Annotated in this window: 21 protein-coding genes; all 21 read right to left on the reverse strand. The window is 45.0% G+C overall.

Translation table 11 applies throughout. The features are described from left to right. Positions 1 to 2: 2 nt before the first annotated feature. The 21 genes from OCU50_RS09975 to flhF all read right to left on the reverse strand — a co-directional run bounded on the left by OCU50_RS09975 (position 3) and on the right by flhF (position 19,061). Complete coding sequence (locus tag OCU50_RS09975) at positions 3 to 788, reverse strand: MlaA family lipoprotein (RefSeq protein ID WP_060468195.1); 786 nt, start codon at positions 786 to 788, stop codon at positions 3 to 5. A gap of 126 nt (positions 789 to 914) precedes the next feature. Then, positions 915 to 2,135 (reverse strand): c-type cytochrome biogenesis protein CcmI, encoded by a 1,221-nt coding sequence (ccmI, locus tag OCU50_RS09980; RefSeq protein WP_060468196.1) that lies wholly within the window; start codon positions 2,133 to 2,135, stop codon positions 915 to 917. Continuing rightward, a complete protein-coding gene (locus OCU50_RS09985) occupies positions 2,135 to 2,626 on the reverse strand; it encodes a cytochrome c-type biogenesis protein (RefSeq protein WP_060468197.1) in 492 nt (163 codons plus the stop codon). The genes ccmI and OCU50_RS09985 overlap by 1 nt, the downstream gene beginning before the upstream one ends. Continuing rightward, on the reverse strand, positions 2,623 to 3,174 hold the full coding sequence (locus OCU50_RS09990; protein WP_060468198.1) for a DsbE family thiol:disulfide interchange protein: 552 nt from the start codon (positions 3,172 to 3,174) through the stop codon (positions 2,623 to 2,625). The genes OCU50_RS09985 and OCU50_RS09990 overlap by 4 nt, the downstream gene beginning before the upstream one ends. A 5-nt stretch (positions 3,175 to 3,179) precedes the next feature. After that, on the reverse strand, positions 3,180 to 5,150 hold the full coding sequence (locus OCU50_RS09995) for a heme lyase CcmF/NrfE family subunit (RefSeq protein ID WP_060468199.1): 1,971 nt from the start codon (positions 5,148 to 5,150) through the stop codon (positions 3,180 to 3,182). Further along, entirely contained in the window at positions 5,147 to 5,629 is a 483-nt protein-coding gene (ccmE, locus tag OCU50_RS10000) for a cytochrome c maturation protein CcmE (RefSeq protein ID WP_017056901.1), read from the reverse strand. Before ccmE ends, OCU50_RS09995 begins: the two co-directional genes overlap by 4 nt. After that, positions 5,626 to 5,832 carry a heme exporter protein CcmD gene (gene ccmD / locus OCU50_RS10005; protein WP_017056900.1) on the reverse strand — a complete coding sequence of 69 codons (207 nt, stop codon included), beginning with the start codon at positions 5,830 to 5,832 and terminating at the stop codon, positions 5,626 to 5,628. Before ccmD ends, ccmE begins: the two co-directional genes overlap by 4 nt. Before the next feature lie 14 nt (positions 5,833 to 5,846). Then, the gene (locus OCU50_RS10010) at positions 5,847 to 6,587 is read right to left on the reverse strand and encodes a heme ABC transporter permease (protein ID WP_060468200.1); all 741 of its coding nucleotides are present in this window, start codon (positions 6,585 to 6,587) and stop codon (positions 5,847 to 5,849) included. Between the two features lie 147 nt (positions 6,588 to 6,734). After that, positions 6,735 to 7,403 carry a heme exporter protein CcmB gene (gene ccmB / locus OCU50_RS10015; RefSeq protein WP_004736228.1) on the reverse strand — a complete coding sequence of 223 codons (669 nt, stop codon included), beginning with the start codon at positions 7,401 to 7,403 and terminating at the stop codon, positions 6,735 to 6,737. A gap of 1 nt (position 7,404) precedes the next feature. Beyond that, positions 7,405 to 8,022 carry a cytochrome c biogenesis heme-transporting ATPase CcmA gene (gene ccmA / locus OCU50_RS10020; protein WP_060468201.1) on the reverse strand — a complete coding sequence of 206 codons (618 nt, stop codon included), beginning with the start codon at positions 8,020 to 8,022 and terminating at the stop codon, positions 7,405 to 7,407. 279 nt (positions 8,023 to 8,301) lie between these two features. Continuing rightward, a complete protein-coding gene (locus OCU50_RS10025; RefSeq protein WP_060468202.1) occupies positions 8,302 to 8,814 on the reverse strand; it encodes a DUF2802 domain-containing protein in 513 nt (170 codons plus the stop codon). Further along, positions 8,814 to 9,308: a chemotaxis protein CheW gene (locus OCU50_RS10030; protein ID WP_017056895.1), complete on the reverse strand. Its 495-nt coding sequence runs from the start codon at positions 9,306 to 9,308 to the stop codon at positions 8,814 to 8,816. Before OCU50_RS10030 ends, OCU50_RS10025 begins: the two co-directional genes overlap by 1 nt. A gap of 70 nt (positions 9,309 to 9,378) precedes the next feature. Then, a complete protein-coding gene (locus tag OCU50_RS10035; protein WP_065311185.1) occupies positions 9,379 to 10,518 on the reverse strand; it encodes a chemotaxis protein CheW in 1,140 nt (379 codons plus the stop codon). Further along, a complete protein-coding gene (locus OCU50_RS10040; RefSeq protein WP_060468205.1) occupies positions 10,505 to 11,287 on the reverse strand; it encodes a ParA family protein in 783 nt (260 codons plus the stop codon). The genes OCU50_RS10035 and OCU50_RS10040 overlap by 14 nt, the downstream gene beginning before the upstream one ends. 10 nt (positions 11,288 to 11,297) lie before the next feature. Then, positions 11,298 to 12,404: a protein-glutamate methylesterase/protein-glutamine glutaminase gene (locus OCU50_RS10045; RefSeq protein ID WP_060468206.1), complete on the reverse strand. Its 1,107-nt coding sequence runs from the start codon at positions 12,402 to 12,404 to the stop codon at positions 11,298 to 11,300. A 13-nt stretch (positions 12,405 to 12,417) separates the two neighbouring features. Continuing rightward, positions 12,418 to 14,619: a chemotaxis protein CheA gene (locus tag OCU50_RS10050; RefSeq protein WP_060468207.1), complete on the reverse strand. Its 2,202-nt coding sequence runs from the start codon at positions 14,617 to 14,619 to the stop codon at positions 12,418 to 12,420. Between the two features lie 9 nt (positions 14,620 to 14,628). Then, entirely contained in the window at positions 14,629 to 15,360 is a 732-nt protein-coding gene (locus OCU50_RS10055; RefSeq protein WP_060468208.1) for a protein phosphatase CheZ, read from the reverse strand. A 114-nt stretch (positions 15,361 to 15,474) separates the two neighbouring features. Next, complete coding sequence (gene cheY / locus OCU50_RS10060) at positions 15,475 to 15,843, reverse strand: chemotaxis response regulator CheY (protein ID WP_060468209.1); 369 nt, start codon at positions 15,841 to 15,843, stop codon at positions 15,475 to 15,477. A 42-nt stretch (positions 15,844 to 15,885) separates the two neighbouring features. Further along, on the reverse strand, positions 15,886 to 16,620 hold the full coding sequence (locus OCU50_RS10065; protein WP_017056889.1) for an RNA polymerase sigma factor FliA: 735 nt from the start codon (positions 16,618 to 16,620) through the stop codon (positions 15,886 to 15,888). After that, the gene (locus tag OCU50_RS10070; RefSeq protein ID WP_060468210.1) at positions 16,613 to 17,500 is read right to left on the reverse strand and encodes a MinD/ParA family protein; all 888 of its coding nucleotides are present in this window, start codon (positions 17,498 to 17,500) and stop codon (positions 16,613 to 16,615) included. Before OCU50_RS10070 ends, OCU50_RS10065 begins: the two co-directional genes overlap by 8 nt. Positions 17,501 to 17,513: 13 nt before the next feature. Further along, entirely contained in the window at positions 17,514 to 19,061 is a 1,548-nt protein-coding gene (gene flhF / locus OCU50_RS10075) for a flagellar biosynthesis GTPase FlhF (protein ID WP_060468211.1), read from the reverse strand. Positions 19,062 to 19,085 lie beyond the last annotated feature (24 nt).

Consider the following 19,085-nt stretch of genomic DNA (forward strand, 5'->3'; position numbering starts at 1 on the left):
ATTTAGTAATCTTCTAGATACCCATCAATGAAGTCTTCTTCATCAAGATCGACCTCTTCAGGTTCAACCTCGGCTTTGAAGTCACGGCGTTGAATGTAAACGTCACGTGTTAATGCGTATGGATCCGGAGAGTCATCCAATTGGGCTTCTTGTGAAACTAATTTAGCTCGAGTCTCCATCCCTTCAAACGCCCACTTGCCTAAGCTCGCCCAGAAGTTCAAGAAAGAGAGAGGCACATACAAACCATCGACAGTATCTGTTACTTCACGAGTCGTTAATGGGCCATAACCTGGCACCATAAAGTAAGGGCCATTTCCTACTCCATGATGACCAATCGCATCAGAGAATGATTTGTCATCAAACTTAGTGATCCCCGCTTCACTAGCGATATCAATTAAACCAAGTAGACCAAACGTAGAGTTAATCCAAAATCGGTTGAAATGGTCGAGAGCTTCACCGCCATTACCCATTATTAGATTATTCACCATGCTTGATGGTTCGTCTAAGTTGGCTAAAAAATTGGAGATTCCAGAGCGAATTGGCACAGGAGTATAATCAACATAGGCTAGAGAAACTGGACGAACCAAGTAAGGGTCCAGGTACTCGTAGTTGAGATCCCACATCGCTCTGTTGAACCCTTCAAAAGGATCATTGGAGTGGGATTCTACGACGTATTCAGAAGTTTCAAGGTTATTATCGTAAGTGCTTTCATCTGGCGCGCTAGAACAGCCCACCGTTAAGCTAGCGATAAAAAGTAAACTCGAGAGTCTTAAAACACTGCTAGACATATCACCTTTTCCATAAGGAATTCATATAATAATAAAAAGGCCAGCAATCGCTGGCCTCAATTGTTTGCGTAAGTCTATACCGTTTATCAACAAATCGGAATAGCTAACACCTATGCAAAGTGATGATTAATATTGCTTGTTGATATCAATGGTCACTGGAGCACCCAGTTCAACCACTTCACTCTCACCGTACCAATCACCATCGCGAGTTGAAACATTACCATCGGTATCAAGCCTAGCTCTAACCATCAGAGTTTCAAGGCTAGACAACTTTTGGCCTTCCAACATGCTGTTACCATCATCAAGCACAACAGTACGAGGGAAAGTCCCCAATGGGTAACGAGCCGCAGCAACAGGCATTGGCGAGCCATCCGCTCTGTGTATTGATACTACCAACACTGAATTCGGATCAGCATTCACATCACCAGATATATCAAGCGTTACGGCAACACTCTTACCTTGGTCAACGCCCATGGCATTGCCCATTTTCTTCTGAGCACTTTCAATACTGCGTGACAACATTTCGTAGCGACTGTCTTGCGGACCAATCATCTGCTGCATGATACTCCAGTACTTCACAGCACCTGGGTAATCTTGACGCTCAAACGCATCGAACGCCAGCAATGAAAACACACGCAGGTCCACGTAATCGTTTTGAATCAAACGGCTCAAAATCAAGCGAGCTTGGTTTTGATCGGCTTCATCAGGCGAAAGCATCAGTGCTTGTGCAAAACCTAACTGAACATCTTCATTCTTAGGCTCAAGCTTGTACGCTCGTTCCATAGAATTTTTTGCTGTTTCAGCATCGCGATTAGCCAGTGCAATGCGACCAAGAAGCAACCAACCCGTTGAGTCTTTAGGTTGATAGTGCAGACGAGTACGAAGCGCTAACGTCAAATCTTCGAGTTCATCATCCGTTAGCGCACCACCTTCCGATGACATTAGCTTTTTAGACAACTCAGGAAGGTTCGAACTCACTTCTTGCCAGTGTTGAACTTTGTCTAGCGCACCAAACTTAAAGTACATACCATACGTTACCACTACAACCAGAATGATCGACGGCACAACAACACCAAGCGTTGAGATTTGAGTCTTCTTCATCTCTTCTTGTGCAGGAACATCATCAAGCAGCGACTGTTTCAAATCAGCGATCAATTCTTGCTGGTTATCAACAAGGCCTTCTTCTGCTTCTACTTCTAACTCAACGAGGCGGTCTTTATAGAATGCTTTGTTCAACTCGTCGCGAAGCATTTCGTCGTTGTTCGCCTTCTTGTTAATGAAGGGCAGAACAATTAAGAAAATTGCCGCTAGCGAAAGGATAATGGTAGAAATCCAAAATAGAGTCATTACTGTTTATCTCCGTCGTTCTCTTCGTCGAGTAACGCTTTTAAACGTGCTTCTTTGTCTGCATCCCAGTCTTTATCTGACTCTACTGCCGCTTTCGATTTTGACTTTCTGCTGCGTAAAATGATCAAACCAAATCCAATAACAACCACTGCAAACGGACCAACCCAAAGGATTGAAGTTGCGAGTGTCAGCGGTGGATTGTAAGTAACAAAGTTACCATAGCGAGCAATCATGTAATCAATGATGTCTTGCTTCGACTTACCATCTTTTGTCATCTCGTACACTTTTTGGCGTAGATCGACCGCCAGTTCAGCGTTCGAATCACCAATGGTGTTGTTCTGGCATTTAGGACAACGAAGCGTGTTGCTCAGCTCTTTGAACTGCTGCTCTTGGTCAACGTTATCAAATTCATGGAACTCGATAGGTGCAGCAAAAGCCGTTGCCGAAATTGCAAACGTAGCGAATAGAGCAATCAGTGTCTTTTTAATCATTTCGCTTCCTCCAACAAATCTTGATACATCGGCTCAAGCGTCGACGCCCAGTTGGTTGGATTCACATCACCAACATGGCGGTAACGAACCACGCCGTTAGCATCCATCAGGAAGGTCTCAGGCGCGCCATACACACCTAGGTCTAGACCTAGCATACCGTTACCATCAAACAGACTGATTAAGTACGGGTTGCCTAGCTCGTTTAACCAACCGACAGCCTTGTTACGATCATCTTTGTAGTTCAAACCAATAATCTTAACGCCTTGATCAGCGAGCTTGTTCAGGTAAGAGTGCTCTGCATAACAAGTAGGACACCAAGTCGCCCACACATTAAGAAGTAGCGGCTCACCTTTAAAGATAGCTTGGTCGTGAAGTTTGCCCGGTTGCTCTAAGTCTTCTAGACGAAACTCAGGAACCGTTTTGCCAATCAATACGGATTCCAGTTTAGTCGGATCATCGCCCGACTGGTTGCGCATTAATTGCGTTGCAAAGACTCCAGCTAGAACCATGAACGCAATCAATGGAATGAATAAAATCTTCTTGTTCATTCGAATTAGGCCTCCTGCTCTTGAGCCGACTTTTTGGTTGGCTTACGGAAACGGTAACGACGATCACTAATAGCGATAACACCACCAATCGACATAATCAAAGAACCCGCCCAGATCCAACGTACAAACGGTTTGTAGTAGATGCGAACTGCCCAAGATTTGTTGTCGTCTAAACGCTCACCCATTGCGATGTATAGGTCGCGTGTTACGCCACGGTCGATCGCCGCTTCTGTCATCATAGACTTAGCTGTGGTGTAAAAACGTTTTTCCGCATGAAGCGTGTTGATGTATTTGCCTTCTTTAGTGATTTCAAAGTCAGCAATGTAACCATCGTAGTTTGGACCATCTTTGTCACGAACGCCGGTAAACAGGAAGCTATACTCTTCAAGTTGATAGCTTTCGCCGGGTGCCAGACGAACATCGCGTTCGATGCTGTAGTTTTGCACCATTGCAATACCAATCACTGTCACAGCTAGACCAATGTGACCACACATCATCGCCCAGTGGCTACGAGGTAGCTTAGTCAAACCTTTCAGGAATGTATGACGGTGAGTTGCACGCTCATGCAGTTCAAAGCCGTGCATGAAGATGATCCAAAATGCCATTACCCAACCAGCAAACGCAGTACCACTAAAGCGGTCAGCCAACAGAGCTACCATTAGTGCACTCAAACCAAGTGAGAATGCACCTGAAAGCAACATTGGTTTAACTAGCTTGGATAGATTGTCGCGTTTCCAGCGAATCAGAGGACCGATACCAAGCAAGAACGAGAACGGAATCATTAACCAGAAGAACAACATATCAAAGAATGGAGCACCGATAGACACCGAGCCCAGACCTAGCTGTTTGTGAACTAATGGTAATAGCGTACCGACTAACACAACCACTAGTGCCGCGATCAATAAGATGTTGTTGCCAAGCAGTGCGTTTTCACGAGAAACCAGATCGAAGTTACCGCGAACACGAACCGATGCGCCTTTAACTGCGAATAACAGCAGTGAACCACCGATAACAAAGACTAGGAAGCCAAGAATAAACATACCGCGAGCAGGATCCGACGCAAACGCGTGAACCGATACCAAGATGCCCGAACGAACTAGGAACGTACCTAGTAAGCTTAGCGAAAATGCAGAGATAGCCAGCAATACTGTCCAAGCTTTAAATGTGCCACGCTTTTCGGTTACCGCTAGTGAGTGCATCAATGCAGTACCAGCCAACCAAGGCATGAATGAAGCGTTTTCTACTGGATCCCAGAACCACCAGCCACCCCAGCCAAGTTCGTAGTAAGCCCACCATGAACCCAGTGCGATACCTACCGTTAGGAACAACCAAGCGGCGATAGTCCAAGGACGCGACCAACGAGCCCACGCCGTATCAAGACGACCACTCATTAAAGAAGCAATAGCGAAAGAGAACGCAACAGAGAAACCTACATAACCCATGTAAAGCATTGGCGGGTGAATGATCAAGCCCGGGTCTTGCAATAGAGGGTTCAAGTCACGGCCATCAACAGGGAAGAAAGGCAATGTACGTAGGAACGGGTTAGACGTTACGATAATGAACAGCAAGAAGCCGACAGTAATCAAACCCATGATAGCCAGTACGCGAGCCACTGATTCTTGAGGCATACCACGGCTAAACGTCGCTACTGCAACCGTCCAACCCGCTTGGATAAGCACCCAAAGCAGTAATGAGCCTTCATGAGCGCCCCAAACCGCAGTAATTCGGTAATACCAAGGCAGTTGGCTATTCGAGTTACTTGCTACGTATTGAATCGTAAAATCATTGGTATAGAACGCGTAGCACAAAATAACGAATGAAATCGCTAGGAATCCGAACATGCCCCACGACAAAGGTCGGGCACTATTCATCAATAACGTGTTATTTCGAGAGGCTCCGTACAGTGGGAGCACACTCAATAGCAATGCCAACCCCAAGGACAGGATCATGGCAAAATGGCCGATTTCGGCTATCATTGAACACTTCCTTCTTTTTGTTCAGTTGTGTATTGCAAAGGCTCATGGGTTTTCTTCATGGCTTCAGCAACCTCTGAAGGCATATACTCTTCATCGTGCTTTGCCAACACCTCGAACGCTTCAATAGTCGTAGCATCTTTTAAAACACCCTGAGCAACAATCCCTTGACCTTCTCTAAAAAGATCAGGAAGGATACCATCGTATAGAATTGTTACTTTAGGGCCTACATCAGCTAAATCGAAGCTTACACGTAATGATTCATTATCACGGCTTACAGAGCCGACTACCACCATGCCTCCAATACGTAGGCGTTGACCAACTTCAGGTTTTTTTCCGTCTTTGCCGTTAACCAGCTCAGTTGGTGTGTAGAACAGATCCATGTTCTGGTTGAGTGCGTAAACCATCAATCCAACAGTCGCACTGATACCAAAAAAGATCGCTAAAACAATGCCCAGCCTCTTTTTGCGTCTAGGGTTCATAGAGTGTTCTCCATATTTTTTGCTGCATCGATACGAGCTTGACGGTCAATCTTAGCTTGTACTTCATTTAGTAATTGCTTACCACGACGAATACTTGTTACGAGTAAAATGGTCATCGCGAGGAATGTGATTCCAAATGCACTCCATACATATGAGGCGTAGCCCCCCATGGCAAGGAAATCACTCAAAGATTCAAAATACATAATTACCTACCCTACTACGCTTTGTCGGCCGCAAGCTTGCGAACCCATGGACGGTGACTTTCTTTGCTGATAATTTCGTTTCGGAAACGAATCATGGTCACAGCACCAAAGAAAAAGGCGAAGCCGAAAGTGTTAAGAAGAAGCGGCCATAGCATGTCACTTGAAATAGAAGGCTTGTCGAACTTGGTGATCGTGGCACCTTGGTGAAGTGTATTCCACCATTCAACAGAGAAGTGAATAATCGGTAGGTTAATCACACCTACGATAGCCAGAATACCCGCCGCTTTTGCCGCTGTTTTCTGATCATCAAAAGCGTGGTGCAATGCAATCACACCTAAATATAGGAACAGTAAAATAAGCTCCGAGGTTAAACGTGCGTCCCAAACCCACCAAGCACCCCACATTGGTTTCCCCCAAACCGCACCAGTCAAAAGAGCGATAAAAGTAAACACAGCACCAATAGGTGCCATTGCCAACGCCGCCATGTCAGATAACCTTACTTGCCATACCAAGCCAATAAAGGCCGCAATTGCCATAGACATATAAACGCCCATAGACCAAATTGCTGACGGAACATGGATGTAAATAATCCGGAAGCTATCACCTTGTTGGTAGTCGGAAGGCGCAAAAGCTAGCCCCCACACGGTACCGGCGGATAGACACAATAACGCTAGGATAGAGAACCATGGCAGAAGTTTACCAGCAAGCTGATATGAGGTTTCTGCTTTGGCATAGGGATGGAGCCATTTCCACATGTTGTAATCTCACTCTTACTTCATATTGCTTACAGCTATCACAGCTATAATTATTATAATTTATTAGGTTTGGAGCTTCTTCCAGTGACTCTCTGAGTTTGAAAGTTTGAAATAGTTCACCTTGAATATACAAAGTGGCAGTGGTCTTTAGTTAACACTTACTCTCAGTGCGGCACTAATAGCAAAAGGAGTAAGCGTCATTGCTCCCATTAGCATTGCCCCTAGTACTGCTAACTGCCCGTTATACGCAACGCCCAGCGCTGCCGCATCAATCGCTGATGTAGCAAAAATTAGAATTGGGATATACAACGGCAAAATAAGCAGACTTAAAAGTACGCCACCCTTTTGAAGCCCTACCGTTAAAGCGACCCCAATAGCACCAATAAAACTCAATGCAGGAGTACCAACCAATAACGTTAAAACAACCGACAACCAAGTATCGAAATCCAAAGACAGCAGCACTGCCAATAACGGACTGATCAAAATTAATGGTAACCCGGTCAATAACCAGTGTGCTATGACCTTGGACAATACTACCAACTGCAACGGGATGGGCATCAGCATCATCTGCTCAAGGGCGCCATCTTGAAAATCATCCCGGAAAAGGCGCTCTAAAGAGAGCAATGCAGAGAGTAAAGCGGCTACCCAAACAATCCCCGCCGCGATACGTGCAAGTAGGTTTGGCTCAGGACCAATACTCAAAGGGAAAAGAGTAATAACAATGATGAAGAACCACAGAGGGTTGAAGATATCCGCTTGACGTCGGAATGCGATAAGCAGCTCACGTCGGATAATCGTGGTCATCGAAGAGATCATATTATTCACCCAACTTTATTTTTCTTAGTTTCGGGCTATCAGCAAACATATCTTGGTGTGTGGTTAACAGCACAATGCCACCGTTGTCTGCATGCTGAGAAAATAGAGATTCCAGAACTTTTACGCCCTGCTTATCAATAGCAGTTAGAGGTTCATCGAGAATCCACAACATTTGCTTACTCAACCAAAGACGAGCCAATGCAACGCGGCGCTGTTGACCAGCCGACAGTTGCCCTGCAGGTACATCTTCTCGACCAGCAAGGCCAACTTGAGTCAGCGCATGGTAAAGCTCTTCCTTATTCGTTCCACCGCTGTGAATCGTTTGATAAAAACTAAGGTTCTCATAGGCACTAAGCTCACGCTTCACGCCCGTTTGGTGTCCAAGAAAAAGCAAATTTTGGTGGTAAGTATCTCGACTCGTTTCGATAGACTCACCATCCCAAGAGATGGTGCCTTCATCGCGGTCACCTAAGCCAGTAATAATTCTAAGGAGCGTCGTTTTCCCGGTACCGTTACGACCTTCAACTTGAACCAGTTCACCTGGTTTCAATTGAAAAGACAACGATTCAAACAGAACCCTGTCGTCACGAATAGCAGTTAAATTTGAGACTTCTAGCATAGGTAAATTTAGTCGAGTAAAGAGAGAGCTATAGTAGCACACCAATATGGTGACAAAATAGGACTAGGCGTTTTCGATAGAACAAACTCCGTAAGAAACTGTTACCGCTGCATCACAATTTACACATTTTTATTTACCAGACGGATACCCTCTTAGATACAAGTACTTATAAACATCGTTCTATAAATAAATGCTAGGTGTAAAAAAAGAAGCCGAAGCTTCTTTTTAAAAGGAGTGCGTGGTAAACATCAAGTGTTAAACACACAATGAGCGCTCAATTTAACGACGTCGGGGGCTATCTCTACGATCACGAGAGTCTGCTGGTTTTTCATCAAACGATGTAGGATCGCTTCTTAAAGAAGGAATTTTTTCTTTACCTGCAAGCTTATTTTGCAGAGACATCATCAGCTCAGCTTCAGCTTTTGGTAATTCGCACTCTTCAATCAGTTCGTTGATCCCAGCGCCAAGCTGAACCATTTTCGTTGCACGTGTGTACAAACGTCCATCGTTGTCCGCATGCTCCAACTCAACAATACGTTCATTCAAGTGCTTTATCAGGTCTTGCTGTTCTGTCACTTTCTGGCCCAAGCCAACCACAACAGAGCGAACTTCAAGTAACTGCTTACTCGATTTTTGAAGCTCCTTGTCCAAGTTACGAACTTGCAGACGTGACTGCTCGAGTTGTTTTTGAATCGCACGTTTTACTTTGCTAATCAAAAGCACGACAAATAACGTAAAAACCCCAACTCCAGAAAAAAGAGCAACAGGGGTTAAAGAAAGCGCTTCAAACATTACAGGTGAGCCATCTCATCCCATTCATCTTCGCTTAGTAGCTTATTCAGATCTACTAAGATAAGCAGCTTGCCATCACGGTTGCTTACACCTTGGATAAACTTAGCACTTTCATCGGTACCAACACTTGGTGTCGTATCGATCTCAGAAGAACGTAAGTAAACCACTTCAGCAACGCTATCCACTAGAATACCGATCACTTGACGCTCAGATTCAATAACGATAATACGAGTGTTATCTGTGATTTCACCTTGCATCAAACCAAAGCGAGAACGAGTGTCGATCACGGTAACAACATTGCCACGTAGGTTGATAATACCTAAAACATAGTCTGGAGCACCTGGTACTGGGGCAATTTCGCTATAACGTAGTACTTCACGAACCTGCATTACATTAATGCCGTAAGTTTCTTCTTCCAGCTGGAATGTCACCCATTGAAGTACTTCATCATTGGTTGGATCTTTTCTTACTTCAACTTCACTCATATGAGACATAGATAATCCTCTTGTCGTCGTTACCGACCACTATTATTAACTTGATGCGTTTATTGTACCAATCGTAGTACTAGCTCAATGCTTTTACATCTAGCCCTGCGTTTAACATGGCGACTAATGCTTCGACATGGATCAAAGCACACATTTTTTCTTTAACCATACCGGCGAGCCATGGGCGTTTTCCTGCCATTTCTCGCCAACGTACTTTATCTGCGTTCAACAGCTCTGTGCCTTTAAGCTCGGTACTCGCAAGCCCCCATAAGCTATCTCCAAGCATCACTATATATTGATAGTTTTCTTTATATTCGTCACCCGATAGTTTCTCAGACATCACCCATTTTGCGGTATCGACCACATCTAGCTGATTTTCACGGTTGGTTTGCAACCCCAGATACCAGGCAGGCTTACCAATAATGTGACTTAACTCTTCAAGGCGATGGATACCACCTAGCTCATCAAGCGGCACGGCGAAGGTCACACCATTAACTTCAAAATACAAGGCTTGAAAATCTTCCGTTCGAGCCGTGCTTTCCCACGAGGTAAACTTGTCAATACCTCCGGCTTGAGTTTCAAGTTCAACAGCCGTCTCAATTTTAGGATATTCAAGCTCAGTCTCTTCAGACTTAATTTCTGGTTGTTCAGCTTCAACTTGTTGCTGTTCAATTTGCTGTGATACAACTTGAGGTTCGACAGCAATGGATAATTCAGGTTCTGGAAGATTCCAATCTTGAATTTCTGGCTCTTCAAACAATTGAGCAGATGCCACCGCGACGTCAAACACCTGCATGTCTTCTTGCTGGGCGATTTTCTGAGTATTTTGATCCATCAATTCATCTAGATTCAGATCTTCTACTACATTAGTTGCCTCTAAACGACTCAGGAGTTTTTGAACATCCTCAAGATTCGGAACCTCAAACTCAGCCGCGCGAATTTCCGCGTAGCTTGAATGATGACTCGCCAATTGGCGCTCTGGCTCTGGCTCTGGCTCTGGCTCTGGCTCTGGCTCTGGCTCTGGCTCTGGCTCTGGCTCTGGCTCTGGCTCTGGCTCTGGCTCTGGCTCTTCAGATTGTGATTCGTCGCTAGATTCGTCAACAAAAAAATCATCAGATTCAAAACTCTCATCACCTAATAGCGCAGTAAAATAGTCGTCCAGCGCTTGTTCACTCGATAGACTTGTTGGCGCCATTGTTAATTCTTTATTCGCGCTCATTTATCGCCAACCTCTCGAGATAAATAAGCAGCTGTTTGTAAGCAAATACACCACGACTACCCGATGCAAAATGAGATGCTGGTAAGCGCTTTAGGCTTGCATCTCGAAATTTAGTATCAATCGGCACAGCTGACGTCCAAACTTGGTTCGGATAGTCATCTTTGAGTTGCGTTAATGTTTGCAATGAAGCCTTAGTTCGCTTGTCGTACATCGTCGGGACAATTGTCACCTTAAACGGGGTTTTACGAGACTTCTGCATGATAGTCAAAGTGCGGATCATGCGCTCTAAACCTTTCATCGCCAAAAACTCAGTCTGTACCGGAATCAAAATACGGTCGCTGGCCGCCAATGCGTTCACCATCATCACACCAAGAATTGGCGGACAGTCGATCAGCACGTAGTCATAGTCATCTTTCAACGCCGCTAAGGCACGCTTTAAAATTAAACCCATGCCGCTTCGATTACCCATCACACGGTCTAGTGTCGCCAGTGACATATGTGCAGGGATAATATCGATACTTTCGACCTCTGTTTGTAAGATCAAAGGTTTTACCGTCTGCGTGGTAAACTCACGCAGCTGAAACAGATCAAACAAGCTCGATTCCACCGTATCTGAGTCATAACCCAGATAGGTGGTTAGTGATGCATGTGGGTCAGTATCAACCAACAACACACGGTTCCCCTTTAAGGCAAGTAAGCCTGCCAAGGTCACTGTCGTGGTTGTTTTACCAACACCACCTTTTTGGTTTGCAACACTCCAAACAATCATTTCGATTTACCTAAGCTAACCCAACTTCAACCAAGATTCTTTCCGCGATACGGTCTAGAGGCAGGTCTTCAGTAGAAATGCCAGCTTTTGCTACAGCTTGAGGCATACCATATACGACACAACTATCTTCATCTTGCGCCCAAATCGTCGAGCCCGCTGTTTTTAGCATACGCGAACCTTCTCGACCATCAGCCCCCATACCGGTCAGTATCATAGACAAGACTTTGTCACCGTAAATCTTCGCAGCAGAGCCGAATGTGACATCCACACAAGGCTTGTAGTTCATTCGATCGCCGCCATCGATAATTCTCAAACGAGCAGATCCTGCACGACCATCAACCATCATCTGTTTACCGCCGGGAGCAAGGTAAGCCACTCCTGGTTTCAACACATCTCCATCTTGCGCTTCACGAACTTCAATCTTACACAAGGTATTCAGTCGGCTTGCAAATGCAGCGGTAAAGGTTGCTGGCATGTGCTGAACTAACACGATCGGATGTGGATAATGAGCAGGAATGCGAGTCAAAATCTTCTGTAGTGCAACAGGGCCGCCAGTCGAAGTACCAATTGCAGTTAACTGGTATTTCTTACCCGAAGCTCTAAATTTTGCTGTCGATACAACAGCAGGCTTGGCTGTTGAAGTTGTTTGACGCAGTAATGAAGGTGCCGACGCCGTTGCTGTTGTTCGAGGAGCAACAGGTACACGGCGCATGAATGCACGCTTAGCGGCAATTTGAATCACACGTTGCTGAAGCAAAGCTACAGCATCATCACGATTACGCGCAATATCTTCGAACTTCTTAGGTAGGAAGTCGAGCGCTCCGGCATCTAAAGCATCTAATGTGGCTCTTGCACCGTCATGCGTTAATGATGAGAACATTAAAATTGGCGTTGGTGAAGCTGCCATAATCTCACGAACGGCTGTAATACCATCCATGACAGGCATCTCAATGTCCATCGTGATCACGTCAGGCTTCAGTTGCTTGGTTTTCTCAACCGCTTCTTTACCATTTACCGCTACATCGATGACTTCGAGACGAGCCTCTGAGTTAATGATTTCGCTAACACGACGACGAAAAAAGCTCGAATCATCAACGACTAATACTTTAATCGCCATATTTATCCTTAAATTAAATTCTTGACGCAGCTGCGTACTGCTTCAACAAGTCAGGCACATCTAAAATCAATGCAATGTGTCCGTCACTTGTAATTGTTGCGCCCGCCATTCCTGGCGTGCCCTGCAGTAGTTTATCAAGTGGCTTAATAACAACTTCTTCTTGACCGATAAGCGTATCGACAACAAAACCAACACGTTGACTGCCAAGCTGCACAATCACAACATGGCCATGGCCATTACGCTGTTCAACAATTCCCGCTTTAGGTGTAAGCCAATTTTGTAAATAGAACAACGGAATAGACTTATCACGAACGATAATAGTCAGTTGACCATCAACCACATTTGTACGGCTTAAATCTAAGTGGAAGATCTCGTTTACAGAAGCTAATGGCAATGCAAATGGGTGACTTGCTACACCGACCATCAAGGTTGGTAGAATCGCTAGCGTCAATGGAACCTTGATCGTGATCTTGGTGCCTTTACCCATTTCTGAGTCGATGTCAATTGAGCCATTCAGTGTGTTGATCGCTGTTTTAACGACGTCCATACCCACACCACGGCCAGAGATATCCGAGATCTGCTCTTTGCTTGAGAAGCCAGGCGCAAAAATCAAATTAAAGCACTCTTTATTAGATAAACGAGATGCTGCATCTTCATCCATCAAGCCACGTTTAACCGCAATACCACGAAGCTTGTCAGGGTCCATACCGCCACCATCATCAACGATAGCCAGTTCAATATGATCGCCCTCTTGAGAGGCAGACAGAATCACTTTACCCGTTCTAGACTTACCTGCAGCAACACGGTCGTCCGGCATTTCAATACCGTGGTCAACAGAGTTTCTCACCAAGTGAATCAGGGGATCAGCAAGTGCTTCTACTAAGTTTTTATCAAGGTCTGTTTCTTCACCACGCATTTCAAGAACGATGTCTTTCTTCAAGCTACGAGCAAGGTCACGGACAACTCGAGGGAAGCGACCAAATACTTTCTTAATCGGCTGCATACGAGTCTTCATTACCGCGCCTTGTAGGTCTGCGGTAACGACATCTAAGTTAGAGACAGCTTTCGACATTTCTTCGTCGTTGCTGTTTAGCCCTAAACTGACAAGTCGGTTACGAACCAATACTAACTCACCTACCATATTCATAATGGTATCAAGTGTTGATGTATCGACACGAACTGTTGCTTCAGCTTGTTGCTTCTTCGCTTGCGCTTTAACTTCGGATTTTACTGGAGCACTCGGTTTAGGCTCTTCTTTAACAGCAACTGGAGCTTCAGACTGCGGTGTAGGTGCAGCTTGTGGTTCAACTGGTTCGGGCTTCACTGCTGCCGGTTTAGTTGCCGCATCCAGCTCTTCAATCGTTGGTCCATTACCTGAACCGTGTAACTGATCCAGTAACTTCTCGAACTCTTCGTCGGTCATCAGATCATCGCCTTCAGACATCGCCGACGCAGGTGCTGGTGTTGTATGAGGTGTTGGCGGTGGCGGCGCCGTTGAATTTGTTGCTGTTGGGCTCTTACCCGCACCGTGCAATTCATCTAACAACTTTTCAAATTCGTCATCAGTAATATCACTACTGTCAGCAGCAGGTTGAGGTGCTGCTGGTGCTGGCGGCGGTGTTGATGCAGAAGCCGCAGTTGGTGAACCACCTTTACCATGAAGTTCATCAAGCAGGCGTTCAAACTCATCTTCAGAGATATCATCAACTGAAGATGCATTGATGTTTGAGTTTTCGACAACCGGTTCAGGTTCCGCTGGCACTGCAACAACTGATTCAGCAATAACGGGGGCAGGGGCCTCTATTGGTGCAACTTCATCGGCAGACTCTGGTTTACAAAGGCGGTGAAGCTCATCCAATAAAGCTTGATCAGCTCGCACTAAAGGCTCCTGATCTTGCACGGCTCGAAACTGTACATTTATTGTATCTAGAGCCTGCAACATCGTATCCATCAAACCAGAGGTTACGCTGCGTTGGCCGTTTCTTAGAATGTCGAATACATTCTCAGCACCATGACAAGTATCCACCAGCTCAGTCAATGCTAGGAAACCAGCACCACCTTTTACTGTATGGAAACCACGGAAAATAGCATTTAATAGGTCTTTGTCTTCAGGATTATTCTCAAGCTCTACCAGTTGTTCTGATAGGAGTTCAAGGATCTCTCCTGCTTCGACTAAAAAGTCCTGAAGAATATCTTCGTCTAAATCGTAGCTCATACGTTACCTTTAAAATCCAAGACTGGATAACAAATCGTCGACTTCATCTTGAGATGCAACGGCGTCTTTTCGCTCTTCTGGGTTCATAATTGGACCTTCAGGCGCAATAGATACTTTCTTCTCTGACTCAGGAGTTGGCTCTATTTGATTAGCTCCGAATACGGTGAGAATCTCTACCAAACGCCCTTCAACCTCATTTACCAAGGTAATAACTTTGCTAATAATCTGCCCAGTTAAATCTTGGAAATCCTGAGCCATCAAGATTTCAGTCAGTTGTCCACGTAGTTCAGTACTGTCCCCTTCTACTTGGACAAGTAATCCATCAATGCGGTGACATAAAGCTTTAAATTGTGTCAGCTCAATGCGGCCATGCATCAGTTCATTCCATTGAGGCCTTACTTGAAGTAAACACTCGTGTAGATTATCTGCAATTGGCATACAGCGATCGACAGCGTCCATCGTTTTATTTGCCGCAACTTCCGTTTTATCAATGACATACTGAAGGCGATCCCTAGCGTCAGGGATTTCATCATTTGCGATAACGCTAATGCGCTCGTCAAAGTTGAATTGTGTCAAAGAGTCATGGAGGTCGCGTGTCAGACTACCTATTTCTTGAAGCATTGGATTGTCTTGAAGACTAAAATTATCTTCATAAATGCTTCTGACAAGAGAATCAGCACTTTGCTGCTCATCGTTTTCAAGCAGATCTACTAATTTTTTTGCTTGTTCTAATGAAATCATCCTGAGTTCAGCCTTACTCCGCATATTTGTTACGCTTCAGCTGTAGAGATAAACGGGAAACTAAAAAGTTAATGCCTCTCTAGAAGCGCCTAAAACAGGTTATATTGTCAATGCTTATAAGCGCTCAAAAATCTTATCAAGTTTCTCTTTCAGCGTTGCAGCAGTGAAAGGCTTCACAATGTAACCATTAACACCGGCTTGCGCTGCTTCTATGATCTGCTCACGCTTCGCTTCTGCTGTGATCATAAGTACTGGAAGGTGCTTAAGTTCTGCATCTGAGCGAATGTGTTTTAGCAGGTCGATACCTTGCATGCCTGGCATATTCCAGTCAGTTACCACGAAATCAAATTCGCCTTTTTTCAGCATAGGTAACGCGGTCAAGCCATCATCTGCTTCTTGTGTGTTGTTGAAACCTAAATCACGAAGTAGGTTTTTAACAATTCGGCGCATCGTTGAAAAGTCATCAACAATGAGAATTTTCATGTTTTTGTTCAAATTAGCCTCCACTGAATAAAATCAGTGTTGTTAGTCGTTCTGTGTCCAAGCACTTAACTTAGTGCGTAAACGCTGCATAGATTGGCTCAGTATTTGGCTGACGCGAGATTCGCTGACACCTAGCACTTCCCCTATCTCTTTTAAATTGAGTTCTTCGTCGTAATAAAGCGAAAGCACAAGGCCTTCTCTTTCTGGAAGCTGTTTTATTGAATCGATCAAAGCTTGGCGGAATGACTCATCAGCAACCCCTTGAAAAGGTGTGTTATCTTGAGAGTCTTCATTCGGAGATATTACATCATCTGAGACCCCCAAATCTTCGATCCCAACCAATCTTGAGCAATTAATATCAGTTAAAGCACTATGATACTGCTCTAAAGTGAGCCCCATATGTTTTGCTACTTCGGCATCACTTGGATCGCGGTTGAGTGTACCCTCTAAATCCGCAATTGCACTGCTGATTTCTCGATTATTTCTATGAACCGATCTCGGCACCCAATCCCCGCGGCGAATATCATCCAACATCGCCCCACGAATTCGAATACCTGCATACGTCTCAAAACTTGCGCCTTTGGTACCATCATAATTTTGTTGTGCTTCAATCAAACCAATCATGCCAGCTTGAATCAAGTCATCAACCAATACATTAGGCGGTAATCGCCCCAACAAATGATGAGCGATACGTTTTACCAACACAGAGTACTTCTCAAAAAAAGCCTGCTGGCTATTATGATTAGCATGTTGGTCGTAAGTAAGCGCTTTATTCACCAAATGGTTCCTCTACAAATTCAGTACGGTTCAGTAGCCTTTCAACAAAGAACTCCAAGTGTCCGCTTGGTGTTTTTGGTATTGGCCAGGTCAATGCTTTACTTGCCAATGAGCTGATAGCCAATGCCGCAGGAGAGCGAGGAAACGCATCAACTACGATTTTCTGTCTCTTAACTGATTGACGTACTTTATCATCTAAAGGAATACATGCTACGAGTTCGAGGCTCACATTCAAGAAGCGCTCTGTGACCAAAGTCAACTTTGCAAATAATTCTCGGCCTTCACGGTAACTTCTGACCATATTTGCAACAACTTTGAATCGCTGAACTTGATGTTCTCTACTCAACAATTTGATCAAGGCATATGCATCAGTAATCGAGGTAGGTTCATCACAAACGACGACAACAACATCCTGCGCCGCTCTTGAGAAGCTGATCACCATATCCGATATACCCGCAGCAGTGTCGACTAATAAGATATCCATCTCATCTTCAAGTGAACCAAATGCTCGAATCAAACCCGCGTGCTGAGCATGTGAAAGTTCAGTCATGCTTTGTGTACCCGAAGTCGCTGGAATTATTTTAATTCCGTGTGGCCCTTCAACAATCGCATCTTTTAACTCACACTCACCCGCCAACACATGGCCAAGGTTTCGTTTAGAACGAATACCTAACATAATATCAACGTTAGCGAGTCCTAAGTCGGCGTCCAGCACCATGACTTTTTTGCCTTGGCGTGCCATGCAAATAGCCATACCTAACGTCACATTAGATTTACCGACCCCACCTTTACCACCCGTTACAGCGATAACTTTGGTAAGTGAAGGCTTAGTTAAGCGACGGAGGCCGCTAGCTTGATCATGTATCATATTTTCATTCATATTTATCCGCCGCCTAGAGCCCTTCAGAATCGCTATTCCAGTAATGAGGTTCATTCTCTGTAGATTTCTCTAATAGCTCATTGGCCTTAGCCATCATGTACTTTGGCTGAGCTATGACGATATCTTCAGGAACTCGTTGACCATTTGCTATGTAAGCAACTGGTAATGCATTTTGTATCACTACACTGATGAATTCGCCTAGACTGAGGGACTCATCAAGCTTAGTCATGATGCATCCCGACAATGGGATTCTTCTAAAGTGTTCAATTGTTTCTTGTAGCACTTTACGTTGCGCGGTTGCGGGCAACACAAGGTAACTATTGATAACGGAACCACTCTCTTGCATCAATGTGTCTAACTGCTCAGATAGGCGAACATCTCGTTGCCCCATACCTGCAGTATCGACCAGAATTAGGCGACGATTACGTAACTGATATATTACATCGGCCAATTCGCTAGAATCTTTAGCAACTCTTACCGGGCAGCCCATAATTCGACCATAAATAGATAACTGCTCGTGCGCACCTATACGATATGTGTCAGTTGTTACTAATGCGACGTTGTCGGCGCCATATTCCATGGCTGCGCGTGCCGCTAGCTTAGCAACGGTGGTGGTTTTACCCACTCCAGTTGGGCCCAATAAGGCCACTATACCGCCACGTTTTAGAATATCTTTTTGTGTGACTGAGATTTGGTCTGCAACCAACGCAAGCAATGCCTTCCACGCTCGAGCTGGCTTGGTGTCTTCTGGGATATAGCACGCCATTTGATCAGCCAGTTCTGCTGAAACGCCCATTCTTTCAAGGCGCTTGATCAACATGGCTCTTAAAGGCTCTCGGCGTTCAACCTCTTGCCACATCAGGCCAGATACTTGATGCTCGAGTAAACGACGAATTGAAGTCATCTCGTCGCGCATCGTTTCCATTTCAGTATCAGAGCCTTTGGATGGAGCACTTTCACGGCCACGATCATAACGCGTAGGGTCGAGACGAGGAGCTGGGCGATCGACTCTGCGATCTTCAGCAATCAGTTTGGATAAACCCGTTTCACGAGCAAATGCTGAATCTACATTACTGCGCGGCGGCTGGTTACTATTAGAACCTTGATGGCGATTAGAATCTTGATGACTATTAGCGTGATGGCTACTGCCTGATTGACGATTCAGCAACGCAGACAATGAATCTTCATTTTCTGCTCGGTGTTGTGGCTCATCATCGGCCCCATGACTGTATTGCTTAAGCATATTCGCAAAGCGCTTAGTCATTGAACGTCCACCTTCAGCATTCGATTGCAGGTTCACCTTATCTTCATCTAATTGACGAGAACCAGTTGACGCCGCGGTCGCTGCCATTTGCGTATACTGACTTTGCGCCGGTTGCTGAGGTTTATTGATTCTTGGGCTCGCTGTCGACTGGCTTGATTCACCATCGATAGCGGCAACAATTTCCACACCACCTGCGACCTTTTTGTTAGACATGATCACCGCTTCTGAGCCAAGTTCTTCTTTAACTTGGAGCAGAGCTGTTCGCATATCTTTTGCAAAAAATCGTTTAATTTTCAATTCGATCGTCCGTTCTAATTAGGC

The organism is Vibrio toranzoniae, from assembly GCF_024347655.1.
Classification (GTDB): Bacteria; Pseudomonadota; Gammaproteobacteria; order Enterobacterales; family Vibrionaceae; genus Vibrio; species Vibrio toranzoniae.